Source organism: Paenibacillus ginsengihumi DSM 21568 (genome assembly GCF_000380965.1).
Classification (GTDB): domain Bacteria; phylum Bacillota; class Bacilli; order Paenibacillales; family NBRC-103111; genus Paenibacillus_G; species Paenibacillus_G ginsengihumi.
Window position 1 is genome coordinate 1 of sequence record NZ_KB905569.1, and the last position, 16,805, is coordinate 16,805.

Below are 16,805 nucleotides of genomic sequence, written 5' to 3' on the forward strand. Positions count from 1 at the left end.
AACAGCTTAACCAATATCGACGCGGTGGAGAAGATCATTTACCTCGACATCATGGACTACAACGAGCGTTATGCTAACCGCGTCACTACTGGTTTCGGTCAGCCGGGTGTCAAGGAAAAGCTGGTACAGATGTTCGAGGAGCGTTATCCCACGACTGCAACATCGGTGGAATAAAAAACCAGCGCCCCGCCTACGCTTGGGCTATGTTCGCCAAGGTGTCAGAACATTCAAACACTATGCGTTCACGCAACCACTTCTGGATATATCTACTACGTTACACAAACTTCTTGACACTACCTCGTTACGCCCTGCCGAAGCTTGATCCCGCTGTCCGGATAATCGAATATCATGAGATCGGAATGGCAATGGCCGTCGATGAAGCCCGGAGAGACGACCTGCTGCCGCACGTCGATCGTCTGCCGCGCTTCCGCGTCGATGCGGCCGATCGCGGCGATCCGCCCGCCTTGAATCGCGACATCCGCTAAGTACCATGGGTTGCCGGTTCCGTCCACGATACGGCCGTTTTTCAAGATAAGATCGAGCATAGCGTCTCCTCCTTCCGTTTATTCGAGCATGCCCCGGGCAAGGACGGGGCGCTCTTCATACCCGTTCTCCTGCCGGAAGTACACGCGGTTGTGCAGATTGATCGTGCTGCAAATATGATTCGGAACGATGTGCAGCACATCGCCGATGGTCAGGCGTGCCTCCTGCGCGGCGGTTCCGAGGCGGAGCATCCCGTGCTCCTCCGTCAGCCTCTCGAGCACGGCGTCCTCCAGGCCGATCACATGGCCGAAGCCCTGCAGCCGGAGCGGCTCGGTATTCGGCTGAACGTCGGTGGCGAACGTCTTGCTGCCGCCGTCGATAACGGCAAGATCGGCCGCGGGCCGGCTGACGACGGTGACGCGGACGACGCCGGCGCAATCGTCCAGACCGCAGACGCCGAACGCCGCCGTCATCCGGTCCTGGAACACGTAAGTGCCCGGACGAATCTCGGTCACGCCGGCTGCCGCTGCGGCCCAGGCGGCTGTCGGCGTCGAGCCGACGCTGACGTCGGCGAGCGGAATGCCGGACGCGCGGATCCGCTGCGCCAGCGCCGCCATCATCCGGCCCTCTTCCTCGCCGGCGGAGCGCACATCAAGCGTCGGTCTGCCGTCATAGAGCGCGCCGCGGAACGTATAGATGCCGGTCAGCCGCAAGCCGGGCAGCGCGTGAATGCGCTGCGCCAGCGCGGCGGCTTCCTCGTACGGCGCGCCGGTGCGCCGCAGGCCCGTATCGACCTCCAGCCGCACCTCGAGCTCCGTGCCGGAGCGCTTGGCCGCCTCCGACAGCCGCCGGGCTCCTTCGAGGCTGTCCGCGCCGACGATCAGCCGGATGCGCCGGCTCAGCCGAATCGCCCGCGCGATCTTGGCCGGCGTCACGAGCGGATAGGCGACGAATACGTCCGCGATGCCGTGATCGGCCATCGCCTCGGCCTCGGCCATTTTGGCCACGGTGATGCCGTCGGCGCCGGCCAGCAGCTGCTTTTCTGCCACCCATGGCATCTTGTGCGTCTTCGCATGCGGACGCAGCCGCACGCCGCGGCTGCGGGCCGTCTCGGCCATGGTTCGAATGTTGAGCTCCATTTTGCAAGTATCGATGATCACACAGGGAGTATCCAGCGCTTCTTCGGAAATCGGCGTCATCCATGCTCACGTCCCTTCTCATCGTTTCGCGGTAAAGCATTTATATCCGGCAAAGCGTTCCGGCGTTTCAGCAAAGCATCCGTATATTCGGCAAGCGTTGCGGCCGCGTGCGAAATGGCGAAATATTGCCGCTTTGCATAGGCACGCTTCAATACGCACGGCGAGCCGTTTCGCGCCGGCAAGATGCCCGCAAGTAGATGGTAGCATATCCCATATGAAAAACAAATACAAAGTCCGGCCGCTCGCGAAATTTTACTCCACTTTGCCGTTTGGTCTGCCATTGATCGCTTGGAGCGGTTCCGGTATAATCCAAGCATATGCGAGAGGAGGAGTTTATTGTGGCGAAAGTTTACCGAGGGGATTTTCACGGCGAACCGGCTGTCTGGCTGCAGGCGGGCGCTTATGAGGCCGCCGTCGTGCCGCAGATCGGGGCGAACCTGATCGCATTCCGCGACACGGAGAAATGTTACCGCTTTCTGCGCGAGCCGGAGGTCGAGGGAATGGAGGCGTTTCGCGCCGCTCCCGCCGTTTACGGCATCCCGGTGCTGTTCCCGCCGAACCGGTACGAGGACGGCAAGTTTCCTTGGGAGGGACAAGTGTACACGTTCCCTGTCAACGAGCCGGCTACGGGAAATCATCTGCACGGCTTCGTACATACGATTCCGTGGGAAGTGACGCAGACAGGCGCAGACGAGACGGAAAGCTGGGTCGTCCTGGAGCTTAAAGTGCGGGAAGGGCATTCGGTGCATGCGTATTTGCCGCACGACTTTACGATCCGCCTTCGCTACACGCTCAGCGCCTGGGGGCTGCACCAGCAGGTGACGGTGCGCAACGAAGGAGCGAGCCGGATGCCGTGCCTGTTGGCGTTCCACACAACCGTGAACGCGCCGTTCGCTCCGGGAAGCTCGGCGGAGGACTGCCGGTTCAGGCTGACTGCCGGCGAGCGTTGGGAGCTCAGCGAGCGGATGCTGCCGACCGGCCGCTTCCAGCCGCTGACGCCGGAGGAGGAAGCGATGCAGGGGGAAGGCGTGTACCCGTTCTTCGCTCCGATGGACAATCACTACACCGCACGTCCGCAGAACGGCCGGAACCGGATGGAGCTGACCGATCTGCGCGAGCGGGTAACGCTGGTGTATGATGTCGGCGCTGGCTACGGCCAATGGATGGTCTGGAACAACAACGCGACGCCGGGATTTTTTTGCCCTGAGCCGCAGGTGAACCTGGTGAACGCGCCCAACGTGGATTTGCCGGCCGACCGGATCGGCCTCGTATCGCTGGCTCCGGGAGAGATGTGGGAGGAGACGGCGCGGCTGTACTGCAAGCAGGCGTAAAGCGGCCGACCGGTCGGACTGAACGACTGTCTGGACGCAGGCGCATCGCAGATTGTCCGGACTGAAGCGAATGGGCAAACTGGACGCAAACGCATCGCAGGATGTCCGGACTGAAGCTTAAGGGCAAACTGGACGCAGGCGCATCGCAGATTGTCCGGACTGAAGCGTATGGGCAAACATCTGAGGGAAGGCGGGTCCGGCTTGGACAAAGCGCTGAGCGTCATTGGGAGCATTCGCCAGTTCGATCGCTGATGAGCCCGAAGACGGCGCCATCTTCGCAATGGGGCGGGGAGCGGGAGCGTGCCGAGCGACATCCTGCCCGCTAAGGAACCCGTTAATTCTGAATATAAAGAAACAAAGGGCTGGAACGGATTCCAGCCCTTTGCCCGTTTGCCGATGCCGCAGCTTATTCGAAAGCGGGCACGACAGCGTCGTTATACGTATTTTTGATGAACGTCTTCACGTCTTCCGAGGTCAGCGCATTGGCCAGCTTTTGCATCGCTTCGGAATCCTTGTTGTCCGGACGGGAAACGAGGATGTTCACATAAGGCGAATTGCTGTCTTCGATGAACAGGGCGTCCTTCGTCGGCACGAGACCGGCTTCCAGCGCATAGTTCGTATTGATCAGCGCCAGGTCCACCTCATCGAGAACGCGCGGCAGCATGGCCGCCTCGAGCTCGCGGATCTCCAGGTTTTTCTTGTTCTCCACAATATCCTTCACGGTGCCGTTCACGCCGACGTCTTCCTTCAGCTTGATCAGGCCGTTCTTCTCCAGCAGCAAGAGCGCGCGTGCGCTGTTGGACGGATCATTCGGCACAGCGACGACAGCGCCGTCTTTGAGCTCGTCCACCGATTTGATCTTTTTCGAATAAGCGCCGAACGGCTCGATGTGCACGCCGACAACCTCGACGAGGTCCATGCTTTTGTCTTTATTCATTTGCTCGAGGTAAGGACGGTGCTGGAAGAAGTTCGCGTCCAGCTGCTTCTCGAATACCTGCACGTTCGGCTGCACGTAATCGGTAAATTCCTTCACTTCGAGGTTGACCCCTTCTTCTTTCAGCTTCGGCTTGATGGCGTTCAAAATTTCCGCATGCGGCTTGGCGGTAGCGCCTACCTTCAGCGTCACTTCCTTGTTATCCGCCGGAGCGGCTCCGTTTTGTTGCCCGCTCGGCTGCTCGGCCGGCTTTTGTCCGCAGGCTGCCAGCGACACGGCCAGAACGATGGACAATGCGACAGTCGCCATTTTTTTCATGTGATGATTCCTCCCCAATTTATCTGTATCAACATCTATATCAAAAATCCTATTTTCGCTGAAAATGCCGGACGAGCCGGTCACCCAGCGATTGCAGGATTTGAACGAGCACCAGCAAAATGACTACGGTCACGATCATGACGGTTGTCTGAAAGCGCTGGTAACCGTAGCGGATCGCCAGATCGCCGAGCCCGCCGCCGCCGATGACCCCGGACATCGCCGTGTACGATACAAGCGTGACGGCCGTAATCGTTACGGCAGCGATCAGGCCCGGCCGGGATTCCGGAAGCAGCACTCTCCAGACGATCTGCCAATACGTGGCGCCCATCGCCTGAGCGGCGCGGATGACGCCGCGGTCCACTTCGCGCAGCGACGTCTCCACAAGCCGCGCGAAGAAGGGGGCGGCGGCAATGACGAGCGGCGGAATCGAGCCCGGCACGCCCATCGAGGTGCCGACCAGCAGCTTCGTCAGCGGAATGACCATGATCATCAAAATGATGAACGGCACCGACCGCAGCACGTTGACGACAAAAGACAGCAGCGCGTATACCGCGAACTGCTCCAGCGGCTGCCCCCGCGACGTCAGGAACAGGACGACGCCGAGCGGCAAACCGATGAGGACGGTAAACAGCGTCGACAAGCCGAGCATCGTCAGCGTGTCCGCCGTCGCTTCGCCGATACCTTGCCAGTCGATCTCAAGCAAGCTATTCATTCCGGATCACCTCCACATCGAGCCCGAGGCTGCGCAGCTTGTCGATCGCCTGCTCCGCTCCGCCGTTTTCTCCCTGCAGCTCCAGCACCAGCTGACCGTAGGGCGTATCCTTCAGCCGGGATACCGTCCCTTGCAAAATCACGAACGGCACACTCGTCTCGCGCATCGTTTCATACAGCACCGGCTCGTACGTCTGCTCTCCGATGAACGTGACGCGAATCCGCAGCCGTCCGGCCGCATTCGCGCTCCGCAGCGCGTCCGTCCCGTCGTCCGGATTGTCGGTCACCTGGGCGACGAATTCGCGGGTCGTGCGGTGCTGCGGCTTCAGAAATACGTCGGCGACCGGCCCCATCTCGACGATCTCGCCGCCGTCGATTACGGCGACGCGATCGCAGATCGAGCGGATGACGTGCATTTCATGCGTGATGAGCACGATCGTGATGCCGAGCTTGCGGTTAATGTCGAGCAGCAGCGACAGGATGGCGTTCGTCGTCTGCGGATCGAGCGCCGAGGTCGCCTCGTCACACAGCAGTACCTTCGGGTTCGTCGCCAGCGCTCGGGCGATGCCGACCCGCTGCTTCTGGCCGCCGGACAGCTGGGACGGATATTTCCGCCCGTGCCCGCTCAGCCCGACCAGGCCGAGCAGCTCCTCGACCCGCCGCGCAATCGCATCCCGCGGCTGCTTCGCCAGGCGCAGCGGAAAGGCGATATTGTCTTCGACCGTGGCGGACGACAGCAGGTTGAAATGCTGGAAAATCATGCCGATCGAACGGCGCATCTCCTGCAGCTTGCCGCTGCCGAGCCGGGTCATGTCCACGCCGTCGACGATCACCTCGCCGGACGACGGCTTCTCCAGCATGTTGATCATCTGCAGCAGCGTGCTTTTGCCGGCTCCGGAATGGCCGATAATGCCGAAAATTTCGCCTTTTTGTATGGAGAGATCGACGTTCCGCAGGGCATGCACCTGCTGACTGCCGACCTGATAATATTTGGATAGGCCGCTCAAACGAATGATGGTGGACACCTCCCGTACTTTGCGCTAGCCGCGCGAAAAAACCCCGGACAGACGCCCAGGGCTCGGTTTATGCTGTACGCAAGTCCCTCTCATCTGCCAGAATCGTCCGATTCTGAGGAATTGGCACCTGATTTTCCACGGTCACAGCAGGCGCTGACCTCATGGAACGGTTGCCGGGCTTCATCGGGCCTTTCCCTCCGCCTCTCTGGATAAGAAGTTGTTTCATTCAGTTGTAATGATGGACGCCTATGACGCACAATTCCTTGCGTCATCGGTCGTCACCTGCGGTGTTGAAAAATTTTCGGGTAGATCCCCTTCAAATTTTCAAGATAGACGCCTACGACGAGCAATTTCTTCGTCATCGGTCGTCACCTGCGGTGTTGCAAATTCAGCGGGTGAATACCGCAGAATTTGCGAGATACAATTTAGAAACGCTAATAGTTTACAAGAATTTATGCGGCAAGTCAATTGGCAGTTCGTCCCTGGGGCGCCTGGGTCGTCCCTGGGCTGCTGTTGCCGATCGGGCGACAAGCTTATCCATCCCGAGGGACAAGGCCGGCGAAGCCGCCGCCTACGGCAAGCGCACTTCCGCCCCGGTTTCGGCCGACTCGTAAATAGCGCTCAAGATGCGGATCATATCGACGCCATACTCGGGAGTGATGATCGGCTCTGCCTTGCCCTGCACGCAATCGACGAAGTGATGGATATTTCGCTCATGCGTCTTGACGGCCGCTTTCGGGAAGCGCGGTACGATATCGCACAGCACCTGCTCGATCTCCGTCATCAGCTTCAGCTCATCGCCCTTCAGGCTGCAGCCGGCCTTCGTGCCGCGCAGCTCCAGAAACTTCTGCTCCTCCTCCACGTTGGAGGCCCAGCTGAACTCGATCTGCAGCGTCGCGCCGTTGTCGAAACGGATAAAGCCCGTCGCCAGATCCTCGACGTCGAACGTGCCATCGTTTGGCACGGGGCGCAAGGGATCGGGGGAGGGGGCGGCGGCAAATTTGCGGTAAGCGGCGCCCGATACGGCGACCGGCTTCGGATTGCCCATCAGCCAGACGGCCAGGTCGATCATATGCACGCCGAGGTCGATCAGCGGTCCTCCGCCGGACAGCGCCTTGGTCGTGAACCACCCGCCGCGGCCGGGAATGCCGCGCCTGCGGACCCACCCGGTGCGTCCGGTATAGATTTCGCCCATGGCGCCGCTTTCGATATATTTTTTCAAAAATTGCGCGGCCGGCATAAACCGGTTGTTGCGCATGACCATCAGCACCTTGCCGGCCCGCTTGGCGGCGTCCGCCATTCGCTGCGCTTCCGCAGGATTCACGGCGTCCGGCTTCTCGCAGAAGACGTGCAGCCCGCGCTCCAGCGCCGCCACCGCGATTTCGGAATGGTACACGTTCGGAGTGCTGATGCCGACGGCATCCAGCTTTTCGCGCTCCAGCATTTCCCGGTAATCGGCGTACACCTTGCCTGTGCCGTACTCCTTCGCGGCCGCTTCGGCCGAAGCGGCATTCGGGTCGCACACGGCGGCGATCCGTACCTCGGGGTGGGAAGCCCAGCCGGGACCGTGCGCGTGTCTGAAAATGTTCCCTGTTCCGATAATGCCCACGTTGATTGTGCCCATACTCGTTATTCGTTCTCCTTTCCTGACGCCCTTATGGGCGGGAAGCTCGCTTCTTGTCTCTATCATAATGGACGGCGCGGCCGGGAAACATGCCCGTATTGTGGCTCATTCGTATGCAATTGTGTCCAGGCATCGGATGAACGAAGGCGCAAGGTCTCTCGCCGCCGCTCGCCGTGCCGCCGGGCCGAGCAATTATCGCACCCGGCAGGGAAACGGGGCTTGCCTGGCGAAATGATGAATCGGTGCGAACGATCGCTGAACGTGGCGGCGATTGCCAAGAGAGGCGACAATTGCCAAAAAAGCGGCATCGGCCGCCAAACGAGGCAGCGATTGCCAAAAGCGATCGAGCCATTACGATTCAATAAGACGGAGGAACCGTGTACATATGAAATTCATCCATACTGCCGACTGGCATCTGGGCAAGCTGGTGCAGGGCGTCCATATGACCGCCGACCAGCGCTATGTGCTGCAGCAGCTTATCGACACCGTCGCAGCGGAGCGGCCGGACGCCGTCGTGATCGCCGGCGATTTGTACGACCGCGCCGTCCCGCCGACGGATGCGGTCGATCTGCTGGACGAGCTGCTGAGCAAGCTCGTCGTCGATCTGAAGACGCCCGTGCTGGCGATCTCGGGCAATCACGACAGCCCGGACCGGCTCGACTTCGCCACGCGGATCATGGAGGGGCGCGGCCTGCATCTGGCCGGAAGGCTTAATCCCGAGCCGAAGCCGGTCGTCCTGAGGGACGAGCATGGCGAGGTGCATTTTCATCTCGTGCCGTACGCCGATCCGGCGCAGGTGCGGCACGCGCTCGGGGACGAGGAGATTCGCACGCACGACGACGCGATGCGGGCGCTGACGGGGCGGATCGTGCAGACGATGAATCCGGCCGCGCGGCACGTGTTCGTCGGCCACGCCTTCGTGACGCCGGCCGGGGAGCCGCAGGACAATACGAGCGAATCGGAGCGGCCGCTGGCCGTCGGCGGGGCGGAGCACGTCCGCGCGGAATATTTTCGCCCGTTTCATTATACGGCGCTCGGCCATCTGCATCAGGCGCATTACGTGCTGGATGAGCGGATTCGCTATGCCGGCTCGCCGCTGAAATATTCGATCTCCGAGGAGCGGCACGACAAAGGCTTCTACATCGTCGAATTGGATGCGGCCGGCGCGGCGACGGTGGAGAAGCGGCCGCTGAAGCCGCTGCGCGACATGCGCCGTGTCGAAGCTGCGATCGATGAGCTGACAAGCCATGCTCCTTCCGACGATTACGTGTTTGTCACGCTGCTCGACGATAATCCCGTCCTGTTCCCGATGGAGAAGGTCAGGACGGTCTATCCGAATGCGCTCCATGTCGAGCGCCGGATCGCCCCGCTCGGCGGCGCATTGTCCGCCGGAGAAAGCGGCCTAAGTCGCCGGGAAACCGATCCGGTCGAGCTGTTCGCCGCCTTTTACAAGGAAGTCAAAGGAACGGAGCTCGCTGCGGACAAGCTGAAGCTGTTCGCCGAAGTGTACGGCGAGGTGCTGCGCGAAGAGGGGGAGGCTGAACAAGGATGAGACCGCTCAGACTGACGATGACCGCATTCGGCCCGTACCGGGACCGCGAGACCATCGATTTCCGGCAATTGGAGCATCATCGGCTGTTCGTCATCTCGGGCAATACCGGCGCGGGGAAGACGTCGATTTTCGACGCCATCTGCTTTGCGTTATACGGAACGGCCAGCGGCGAGGACCGCTATGACGCCCGCATGCTGCGGAGCCATTTTGCCCATGAGGATACCCATACGTCCGTCGAGCTGGAATTTGCCGTCGGGCAGCGTACATACCGCGTCTTTCGCCAATTGGGGCACAGAAAAGGCGGCAACAAGACGGAAACCGGGGCGCGCACGGAGCTGTACGAGACGACCGGCGGAAACGAAGTGCCGTGCACAGACCGCTTCACCGTATCGGATGTCAACCGCAAGCTGGAAAATATTCTCGGCCTGACCAAGGACCAGTTCGGGCAGATTGTGATGCTGCCGCAAGGGGAATTCCGCAAGCTGCTGACGTCCGACACCGAGAATAAGGAAGAGATTCTCAGGCGCATCTTCCGCACGACGCTGTACCGGAAGTTGGAGGACCGCCTGCAGCAGCAGAGCCGCGGGCTGAAGGAGGCGCTGAAGGGCGCGCAGACGGAGCTGGATATCTACGTCAAGCAGGCCGCCGCCGCGCTGCCGGAACGCGAGGACAGCGCCTTGTTCCGCACCTTGGCGCAGGAATACCGCGGCGCGCCGCAGGTTGCCGACGGGCTGGCGCAGGAGGCCGCCCATTACCGCCGCGAAGCGGAGGAAGCCGCGCAGCGCAAGGCGGAGGCGGACCGCCGCCAGGAGCGCAAGGAGGCGGAGCTGCGCGCCGCTCTGGCGCTGAACGAGCGGTTCCGCGAGCTCGAGGCGAAGCGAGCGCAGCGCGAGAGCCTGCGCCAGCGCCAGGACGGCATCGCCGCGCAGGAGCGCCGGCTGGCGCTGGCCGTGCGGGCGGCGCAGCTCGTGCCCTACGAGGAGCAGCGGCAGCGCGCCGCAAGCGACGCCGAGCGCCGGCGGCAGGCGCACGAGGCGAAGCTGCGCGAGCTGGAGGCCGCCCGCGCGGAGGCGGAGCAGGCGGCGGCGCAGCGCCAGGCCGAGGCGGCGCGCGAGGACGAGCGCCGCGATGCGCTGCGCGAGCTGCAGCGGCTCGGCGAGCTCGCCCCGGCGGTGCGGGCGCTGGACGAGCGCCAGCGCGAGACGCAGCGGCTGGCCGCCGAGGAGCGCGCGCTTGCCGCGGCGGCCCGCGACGCCGAGGCGCGGCTGGAGGCGCTGCGCCAGGCGAAGCAGAGCGGCGCGGAGCGGCTGCGGGCGCTGGAGCAGGAGGCGGCGGCGCTCCCCGAGCGGCGGGAGGCGCTGCAGCGCATGCGCGAGCAGGCGAAGCTGCTGAAGGCGATGCTGGAGGACGAGCGCCGCCTGCAGGAATATGCCGGGCTTAAGGCCCGCTGGGAGCGCGAGCTGCAGACGCTGCGGGCCGAATACGAGCGGCTCGAGACGGTCTGGATCGAAGGCCAGGCGAGCCTGCTGGCGGCGCATCTGCACGACGGCAAGCCATGCCCCGTCTGCGGCAGCGAGCAGCATCCGGCGAAGGCTGTGCCTGCGGCAGAGCTGCCGAGCCGCGAGCTGCTGCTAAAGCGGAAGGAGGAGCTGCTGCATGTCGAGCGGGAGTTCGTCGCGACCCGCTCGCAGCTTGCCGCGACCCGCAGCGGCCTTGACGAGCGGCGCGCCGGGCTGGCGGAGTACGGGCCGGTGCCGGACGACCTGCAGGCGCGGTACGACGAGCTTGTCCGCGAGGGCAGCCTGCTGAAGCAGGAGGTCGAGCGGCTGGAGCGCGCGGCGGCCCAGCTTCCCGGGCTGAAGCGGGAGGAGCAGGAGCGGGACGAGCAGCTGGAACGGACGGCCCGGGAGAAGGAGCAGGCCGCCGCCCGGCACCGCGACGTCCTGGTGCAGCTGTCGGCGAAGCAGGCGCTGCTGGAGCAGGAGCTGGAGCGCATCCCCGCCGAGCTGCGCAGCCCGGACCGGCTGGCCGAGCGGCTGAACCGGCTGCAGGCGCATGCCGACCGGCTCGAGCAAGCCTGGAAGGCCGCGCAGGAGCGGCTGCAGGCGGCGCAGACGCGGCTGGCCGCCGAGCAGGCGCATGCCGGCCAGCTCGCCCGCCAGCGGGAGGAGGCGGAGGCGCTGAAGCGGCAGGCGGAGGAGCGGTTCGCCCTGGAGCTTGGCCAAGCCGGCTTTGCCGACGCCGCCGACTACGCGCGGGCGAAGCTGAGCGCGGAGCAGCGCGAGGCGCTGCAGGCCGAGCTGGACACGTTCCGCACCGCCTGGGCCGCGCTGGAGCGTCATATCGCCGAGCTGGAGCGCGAGCTGGCCGGGCAGACGCCCGCGGACGCGGCCAGGCTTGGCGAGGAGCTCGCCGCCGTCAAGCGCGAGTGCGAGCTCGCCGCGGCGGCGCATCAGCAGTCGCTGCGGCTGGCGCAGGAGGCCGAGCGGCTCGGGCGGCTGCTGACGGCGGCGCACGAGCGGACCAGGGAGCTGGAGGCGGAGCTTACGCGATTGCTCGACGTATACCAGATCATGAAGGGCGACAACCCGCTGAAAATGTCGTTTGAGCGCTATATTCTGATCGAGTTTCTGGAGCAAATTTTGCAGGCGGCGAACGTGCGGCTGCGCGCGTTGTCGGGCGGACAGTTCGTGCTGCAGCGCAGCGACCGGCTGGAGAAGCACAACCGTCAAAGCGGGCTGGGGCTTGACGTCTACGACGCCTACACGGGTCAAACCCGCGACGTCAAGACGCTGTCCGGCGGGGAGAAATTCAACGCCTCGCTGTGCCTGGCGCTCGGGATGACCGATGTGATCCAGGCGCACCAGGGCGGGGTGTCCATCGAGATGATGTTCATCGACGAAGGCTTCGGCTCCCTGGACGAGGACGCGCTCGGCAAAGCGATCGAGACGCTCGTCGACCTGCAGCGCTCAGGCCGGATGATCGGCGTCATCTCTCACGTGCAGGAGCTGAAGGCGGCGTTCCCCGCCGTGCTGGAGGTGCGCAAAACGAAGGAAGGGTACAGCCGCACGGCGATCGCCGTCAAATAACGCCTGACGCCGCGGGCCGTCCAGGGCGGAAGCGGGACGAGCAAAAAGAAAGGGACGAGGAGTTTTATTCCTCGTCCCATTTTTTGGAATAGGCTTTTTTCGTTACCCAAAAGGTGAGAACAGTTACGATAATAATCGAAATAACAGAAAAAACGATGGCAGCGGTCATCGCGACTCGGTCCTTTCTTAACGGAATACAAATCGATTGTATCATGGAAGCGAGGTTAAGGGTAACAATGACACATAAAGTTCATATCCCGATCGGGACCGCGTCAATGAATGAAATGAATTAGCGAGAAACGATGGGAACCGGAGGAAAGCTCCGGTTTATTTGTACGCTTTTCCTTTGGTCAAAATACAGGGCACGCCCTTGCCGACCGCTCCCGGCAGCGACATTTTCTCCAAGTACCTGATGCCCCGCTCGCACTGCCGGCAGCGGGCGCAAACGTCCGACAGCACGACCTTCATATTGAACTGGTTTTTATCGATTTGCGACGGCGGCGTGTTTTTGCCTCTCGCTTTGTTTTTGCTCATCCTGCTCATCTCCCGGGAAATCGTTGATGCATAGTATGACGGTTCCTCGCTTTTTGACAATCTTGCATTACGAACGGATGCGGTTTTGCCGATAATAATGTTATAGACCGGCGCCGGTATGGACCGGCCGCCGCGATCGCGAGGCGTAATATGGGAAGGAGACATGACAGATGAAATATGTAATCAGCCAATGGGTAACGATCGTGGACATGAATGACGAGATCATGGCCAAGACGCTGTTTCAGCATGGGGAGTACGAATCGCTGCCGCTGACGGTAGGCTGCACGGTCGTTACGTGGCAGCTCGGGCTTCGCGAGTTCGAGGTCGTCTACGATCAGCGCGAAGGCAAGCAGACCCGGTTCAAGGTGACCGATATCGAGCTCGATCTGCTGTCGCAGCCGGCGGCGGCCCGCATTTATTTGGAGCCCGTGAAGCTGATTCTGGGCCACCATGACATCGGACAAGCGGGCTGAGCTAACGGCCGCCGTCCCGCTTCGCTCATGGCTCTTCGCCGGCAGGCTCGCTGTCGCCGTCCCGGACGACGATCAGCGGCTTTGCCACCCCTTTGTCCATTGTGCCGGTGCCGTCATTCAGGTATGATGATAAGAAAGAGCGAAAACGGGAGTGGCGGATATGAACAGAACGTTTATTGCGATCGGCAGCCTGTGCGCCCTGTTGTCCGTAGCGATCGGCGCATTCGGGGCGCACGGCCTGAAGGGCGTGCTGGAGCCCGATATGATGGCCAACTACCAGACGGGCGTGCAGTATCAGATGATGCATTCTCTCGGGCTTATCGCCGTCGGGCTGGCCTCCGGCCTGCTGCCTGCTTCCGGCCATCTGCGCCGGGCCGGGTGGTCGATGCTGGCGGGGATCGTGCTCTTCTCGGGGAGCTTGTACGTCCTCAGTCTGACGGGAGTCCGCGCGCTGGGCGCGATTACGCCTTTCGGCGGGGTGGCCTTCCTGTTCGGCTGGCTTTCGCTGGCGCTGGCTGCCTGGACATCGTCCGGCAAAGGTTCCCGCTAAGCCGCATTCGATTGCAGCTATGCGAACAATGACGATTTAATTATTTTCCACAATGGCCTGATCAACGAAAAACTGCCTGAATGCGGAACGATTGTTCCCGTCCGGGCAGTTTTTTTGCGGTATGCTTCCGCTATCCCCGAATCTCGACATCGTCGATTTCGGCAATGTGCAGCAGGTAGACGCTTTTCTCATCGACATGATAGACGGAGACGTTGCCGGAAGCCGGGTCTGCGTGCAGGACGCGGCACGGAATGCTGATTCTTCCGCCCTTCTCCTTGACGACGGTAATGCGCAGCAGCGTATTGCTGCGCTGGAATGAGCGGAATTCCTCCCAGATGGGGTCTTCTGTGAGAGCGGGAGCCTGCGGCTCCGCGGCTAGCGGCTTTTCAGGAGTCGGCTCCTCAGGCTTAACGGGCGAGGCAGCCGGCTTGGGCGCCGCGATCGATACAGGCTTGTGCACAGAGTCCTTCAGGGCGTTCTCCACGCGTTTACCTAATTCTATCCCCCCATTGATTCGATAATCGAAAACAGTTTCCGTATTCAGCAGATGAAGAAGCTTTTCCAATGCACGTCCGTTGGTGGCGTCCTCGATCATGATGTCTACATTGAATACATACTGTTTGTTGCCGTCGCCTTCCACGCGCAAAAGTCCTCCTGTTTTTTTTCACTACTATACCACGATTCGTCCTGGGAAAAAAGTCATAATTGAATAGGAGATTTGTTGTCGGATGAATCGGACAAATGGCCTACTTTCCCGCGCCCGGATCACGGGAAAGCGCCGGAAAACATATAGTGAATCATACACGATGACAAGGGGAGATTGCCGGATGATGCGCATGGAACCGATCGAGCTGACCAGGGGCACCGCGCTCGCGATCGAGGTCAAGCTGCCCAAGACGACGCTGCTTGTCGTAACGACAGACAAAGGCTACATCATGTGCGGGGCGCTCGATGTCGCGCTGTTGAACGAACGGCTGAGCGAGCGTCGCATTATCGCCGGGCGGGCGACGGGGGTGAGGACGATACAAGAATTGCTCGATGCCCCGCTGGAGTCGGTGACTCATGAGGCGGAGAAGCTGGGCATTACGGCAGGGATGCAGGGACGGGCGGCGGTTGAGAACATGTTCTGACGACAAGGCTGCGAATGCGGCAGCCTTGCCGCGTCGCCTATGCGGCGTTGGGAACGGTGTGTGGTTCGGGGCATGTCTGCGGGCCGTTTTGGCGCTTTCGCCAATCCAAGGTATAATGATGGTATTCCGGGAGGGAAGCGCCATGCAGATCAAAAAAATAACAACTCGCAAAATATATGAAGCCATCGCCGAGCAAATCAAGGACATGATCGTCGGCGGGGACCTTAAGCCGGGAGACAAGCTTCCCTCGACGAAGGAGCTGTCCGAGCGGTTTCAGGTCGGCCGCTCGACGGTGCGCGAAGCGCTGAGCGCGCTCAAGGCGATGGGGCTGGTGGAAATCCGTCAGGGGGAAGGCAGCTACGTGCGGAGCATCGAATACAAGGACGTCGAGCTGCCGCAATATGACGCCGTACTGATGAGCCGGGAGACGGTGCTCGAGCTGATCGAGGCGCGCAAGGCGCTGGAAATATCCAATGCGGCGCTTGCCGCGGAGAAGCGGAGCGACGAGGATTTGGCCAAATTCGAGGCCGTCCTGCAGCGGATGCGGGAGCATATCGGCGACGAGGAGGAGGGAGAGCGGTCCGACATGGCCTTTCATCTCGTTCTCGCCGAGGCGACGCACAATTCCATCATGGTGCGCCTGATCGAATCGATTTCGGCGCAAATGCAGACGGCAATCCGGCAGACGCGCCGCCTGCAGATGTATGCGAGCCGCGAAGTCTCCAGCCAGCTGCTTGCGGAGCACCGGGCGATCTACGAAGCGGTGAAGGCGGGCGACCCCGCGGCGGCGCAGGAGTGCATGCGCGAGCATCTGCTCCATGTCGAGCAGGTGCTGCTCCGCTATTTGCGCCCGTAACGGCGTTAGTCGGCTTCTGAAGGCCTGCGGCGGCGAAGCGGATTCGGCACGCCTGCCGCTATCGGCTTAGCTCGGTCGCATCAAGGACGATGTTGGTGTGCTCCAGCACCTTCAAGCGGTAGGTGCGTCCTTTCTCCACATTGATATGATGTCCCGAGAGCTCGTATTCCTTGCCGTCGCCGGTCTTGATTCTGTCGCCGCCCCGCTTCGGATTCCACTTGCTGACGATCTCCGCCTCCTTGAAGACGGGGCCGCGGGCGATATCCGCCAGAACGCCACCGATCATAATCAGCGCATACAGAGCCAAAAAGCCGATGAAGACGAGCGGAAAAAAACGAAACCAGCCCATTCGGTTATTCGCGGTTCGGCGAATGTAATTCGCCATGTAAAAATAAAAATAACTTAAAAAGATCAGCACGCCGCAATAACCGCCGAGAAAGATCAAGAAATGGCTGCGCACGTCCCCGGTATATTCGGCCAATACGGCGAGCGTGCCGATCAGCCAGATTAGCGCGATGCCGAGACGCGCGATATTTCTTTTTCTCCGGTACCAGACCCGCCTCTCCGATGGCGCAAGCTTGTGCATGATCCCCATCCTTTCCGTTCCCGAATCCAATCTGTTTTTTCGGACGAACTCAAGCGCTGCTGCTTGCATCCCATAGGTAAAACGTGCGGGAGGAGCAAAAGTTTCCGCAAATGAAAAAGGAAGGAGACGGCTGCCCCTTCCTTGACATTGCAAGAGCCAAAGGCTGTTTCAGATCAGTTTTTGTTCACCAGCGCATAGACGCCTCGCACGATTAAAGCTCCGGAGAATACGACCATCGATACCACGCCCGCCAAATCCAGGACAGAGTCCAGTGCGGACAGCACGGTTCCGGCTACCGGCACGGCGGTGAAAACATAGCCGCCGAGCAAGCCGGCGCCATATACGACCGTTTTTTTAACGTTACAGAAAGTTTAACTTCGCTAAAGCATTAAAGCGAAGTGCGACTTTCTGTACCAAGA

Annotated in this window: 17 protein-coding genes, 1 pseudogene and 1 riboswitch; of the genes and pseudogenes, 8 read left to right on the forward strand and 10 right to left on the reverse strand. The window is 61.4% G+C overall.

The features are described 5' to 3' along the window. A pseudogene (locus F591_RS33555) lies at positions 1-174 on the forward strand (IS256 family transposase); the annotation flags it as partial. A gap of 119 nt (positions 175-293) precedes the next feature. Here the strand turns inward: F591_RS33555 and F591_RS0112725 are convergent. Both F591_RS0112725 and F591_RS0112730 read right to left on the reverse strand, forming a co-directional pair. Beyond that, positions 294-545, reverse strand: a complete 252-nt coding sequence (locus F591_RS0112725) for a hypothetical protein (protein WP_019534989.1) — start codon at positions 543-545, stop codon at positions 294-296. An 18-nt stretch (positions 546-563) separates the two neighbouring features. Next, positions 564-1,682 (reverse strand): alanine racemase, encoded by a 1,119-nt coding sequence (locus F591_RS0112730; protein ID WP_019534990.1) that lies wholly within the window; start codon positions 1,680-1,682, stop codon positions 564-566. A 317-nt stretch (positions 1,683-1,999) separates the two neighbouring features. On the opposite strand from F591_RS0112730, the gene F591_RS0112735 reads away from it, so the two are divergent. Continuing rightward, positions 2,000-3,013, forward strand: coding sequence for an aldose 1-epimerase (locus tag F591_RS0112735; protein ID WP_040741627.1), 1,014 nt, complete (start codon positions 2,000-2,002; stop codon positions 3,011-3,013). Positions 3,014-3,419: 406 nt separating this feature from the next. Here the strand turns inward: F591_RS0112735 and F591_RS0112740 are convergent, their stop codons facing one another. The 4 genes from F591_RS0112740 to F591_RS0112760 form a co-directional block, all read right to left on the reverse strand. Further along, a complete protein-coding gene (locus F591_RS0112740) occupies positions 3,420-4,265 on the reverse strand; it encodes a MetQ/NlpA family ABC transporter substrate-binding protein (protein ID WP_019534993.1) in 846 nt (281 codons plus the stop codon). A gap of 49 nt (positions 4,266-4,314) precedes the next feature. Then, the gene (locus F591_RS0112745) at positions 4,315-4,977 is read right to left on the reverse strand and encodes a methionine ABC transporter permease (RefSeq protein WP_019534994.1); all 663 of its coding nucleotides are present in this window, start codon (positions 4,975-4,977) and stop codon (positions 4,315-4,317) included. Continuing rightward, the gene (locus F591_RS0112750; RefSeq protein ID WP_026326579.1) at positions 4,970-5,992 is read right to left on the reverse strand and encodes a methionine ABC transporter ATP-binding protein; all 1,023 of its coding nucleotides are present in this window, start codon (positions 5,990-5,992) and stop codon (positions 4,970-4,972) included. Before F591_RS0112750 ends, F591_RS0112745 begins: the two co-directional genes overlap by 8 nt. Positions 5,993-6,078: 86 nt before the next feature. Then, a riboswitch (SAM riboswitch) is annotated at positions 6,079-6,208 on the reverse strand. Between the two features lie 355 nt (positions 6,209-6,563). Next, on the reverse strand, positions 6,564-7,616 hold the full coding sequence (locus F591_RS0112760; protein WP_019534996.1) for a Gfo/Idh/MocA family protein: 1,053 nt from the start codon (positions 7,614-7,616) through the stop codon (positions 6,564-6,566). Positions 7,617-8,001: 385 nt separating this feature from the next. Here F591_RS0112760 and F591_RS0112765 point away from each other — a divergent pair, with 385 nt between their 5' ends. After that, positions 8,002-9,168: an exonuclease SbcCD subunit D gene (locus F591_RS0112765; RefSeq protein ID WP_019534997.1), complete on the forward strand. Its 1,167-nt coding sequence runs from the start codon at positions 8,002-8,004 to the stop codon at positions 9,166-9,168. Further along, entirely contained in the window at positions 9,165-12,257 is a 3,093-nt protein-coding gene (locus F591_RS0112770) for an AAA family ATPase (protein ID WP_019534998.1), read from the forward strand. Before F591_RS0112765 ends, F591_RS0112770 begins: the two co-directional genes overlap by 4 nt. A gap of 327 nt (positions 12,258-12,584) precedes the next feature. Here the strand turns inward: F591_RS0112770 and F591_RS0112780 are convergent, their stop codons facing one another. Beyond that, entirely contained in the window at positions 12,585-12,791 is a 207-nt protein-coding gene (locus tag F591_RS0112780; RefSeq protein ID WP_019535000.1) for a hypothetical protein, read from the reverse strand. Between the two features lie 170 nt (positions 12,792-12,961). Here F591_RS0112780 and F591_RS0112785 point away from each other — a divergent pair, with 170 nt between their 5' ends. Then, entirely contained in the window at positions 12,962-13,264 is a 303-nt protein-coding gene (locus tag F591_RS0112785) for a hypothetical protein (RefSeq protein ID WP_019535001.1), read from the forward strand. A 160-nt stretch (positions 13,265-13,424) separates the two neighbouring features. Next, complete coding sequence (locus F591_RS0112790) at positions 13,425-13,814, forward strand: DUF423 domain-containing protein (RefSeq protein ID WP_019535002.1); 390 nt, start codon at positions 13,425-13,427, stop codon at positions 13,812-13,814. Between the two features lie 130 nt (positions 13,815-13,944). Here the strand turns inward: F591_RS0112790 and F591_RS0112795 are convergent, their stop codons facing one another. Next, complete coding sequence (locus tag F591_RS0112795) at positions 13,945-14,454, reverse strand: hypothetical protein (RefSeq protein ID WP_019535003.1); 510 nt, start codon at positions 14,452-14,454, stop codon at positions 13,945-13,947. A 187-nt stretch (positions 14,455-14,641) separates the two neighbouring features. Here F591_RS0112795 and F591_RS0112800 point away from each other — a divergent pair, with 187 nt between their 5' ends. Together F591_RS0112800 and F591_RS0112805 are read left to right on the forward strand one after the other, a co-directional pair. Then, positions 14,642-14,944, forward strand: a complete 303-nt coding sequence (locus F591_RS0112800) for a YunC family protein (protein WP_019535004.1) — start codon at positions 14,642-14,644, stop codon at positions 14,942-14,944. A 142-nt stretch (positions 14,945-15,086) separates the two neighbouring features. Continuing rightward, positions 15,087-15,800, forward strand: a complete 714-nt coding sequence (locus tag F591_RS0112805) for a FadR/GntR family transcriptional regulator (protein ID WP_026326580.1) — start codon at positions 15,087-15,089, stop codon at positions 15,798-15,800. 58 nt (positions 15,801-15,858) lie between these two features. On the opposite strand, the gene F591_RS0112810 is transcribed toward F591_RS0112805, so the two are convergent. Together F591_RS0112810 and F591_RS31980 are read right to left on the reverse strand one after the other, a co-directional pair. Beyond that, positions 15,859-16,386: a hypothetical protein gene (locus F591_RS0112810; RefSeq protein ID WP_019535006.1), complete on the reverse strand. Its 528-nt coding sequence runs from the start codon at positions 16,384-16,386 to the stop codon at positions 15,859-15,861. A 173-nt stretch (positions 16,387-16,559) separates the two neighbouring features. Then, positions 16,560-16,715: a hypothetical protein gene (locus F591_RS31980; RefSeq protein ID WP_019535007.1), complete on the reverse strand. Its 156-nt coding sequence runs from the start codon at positions 16,713-16,715 to the stop codon at positions 16,560-16,562. Positions 16,716-16,805: the final 90 nt, after the last annotated feature.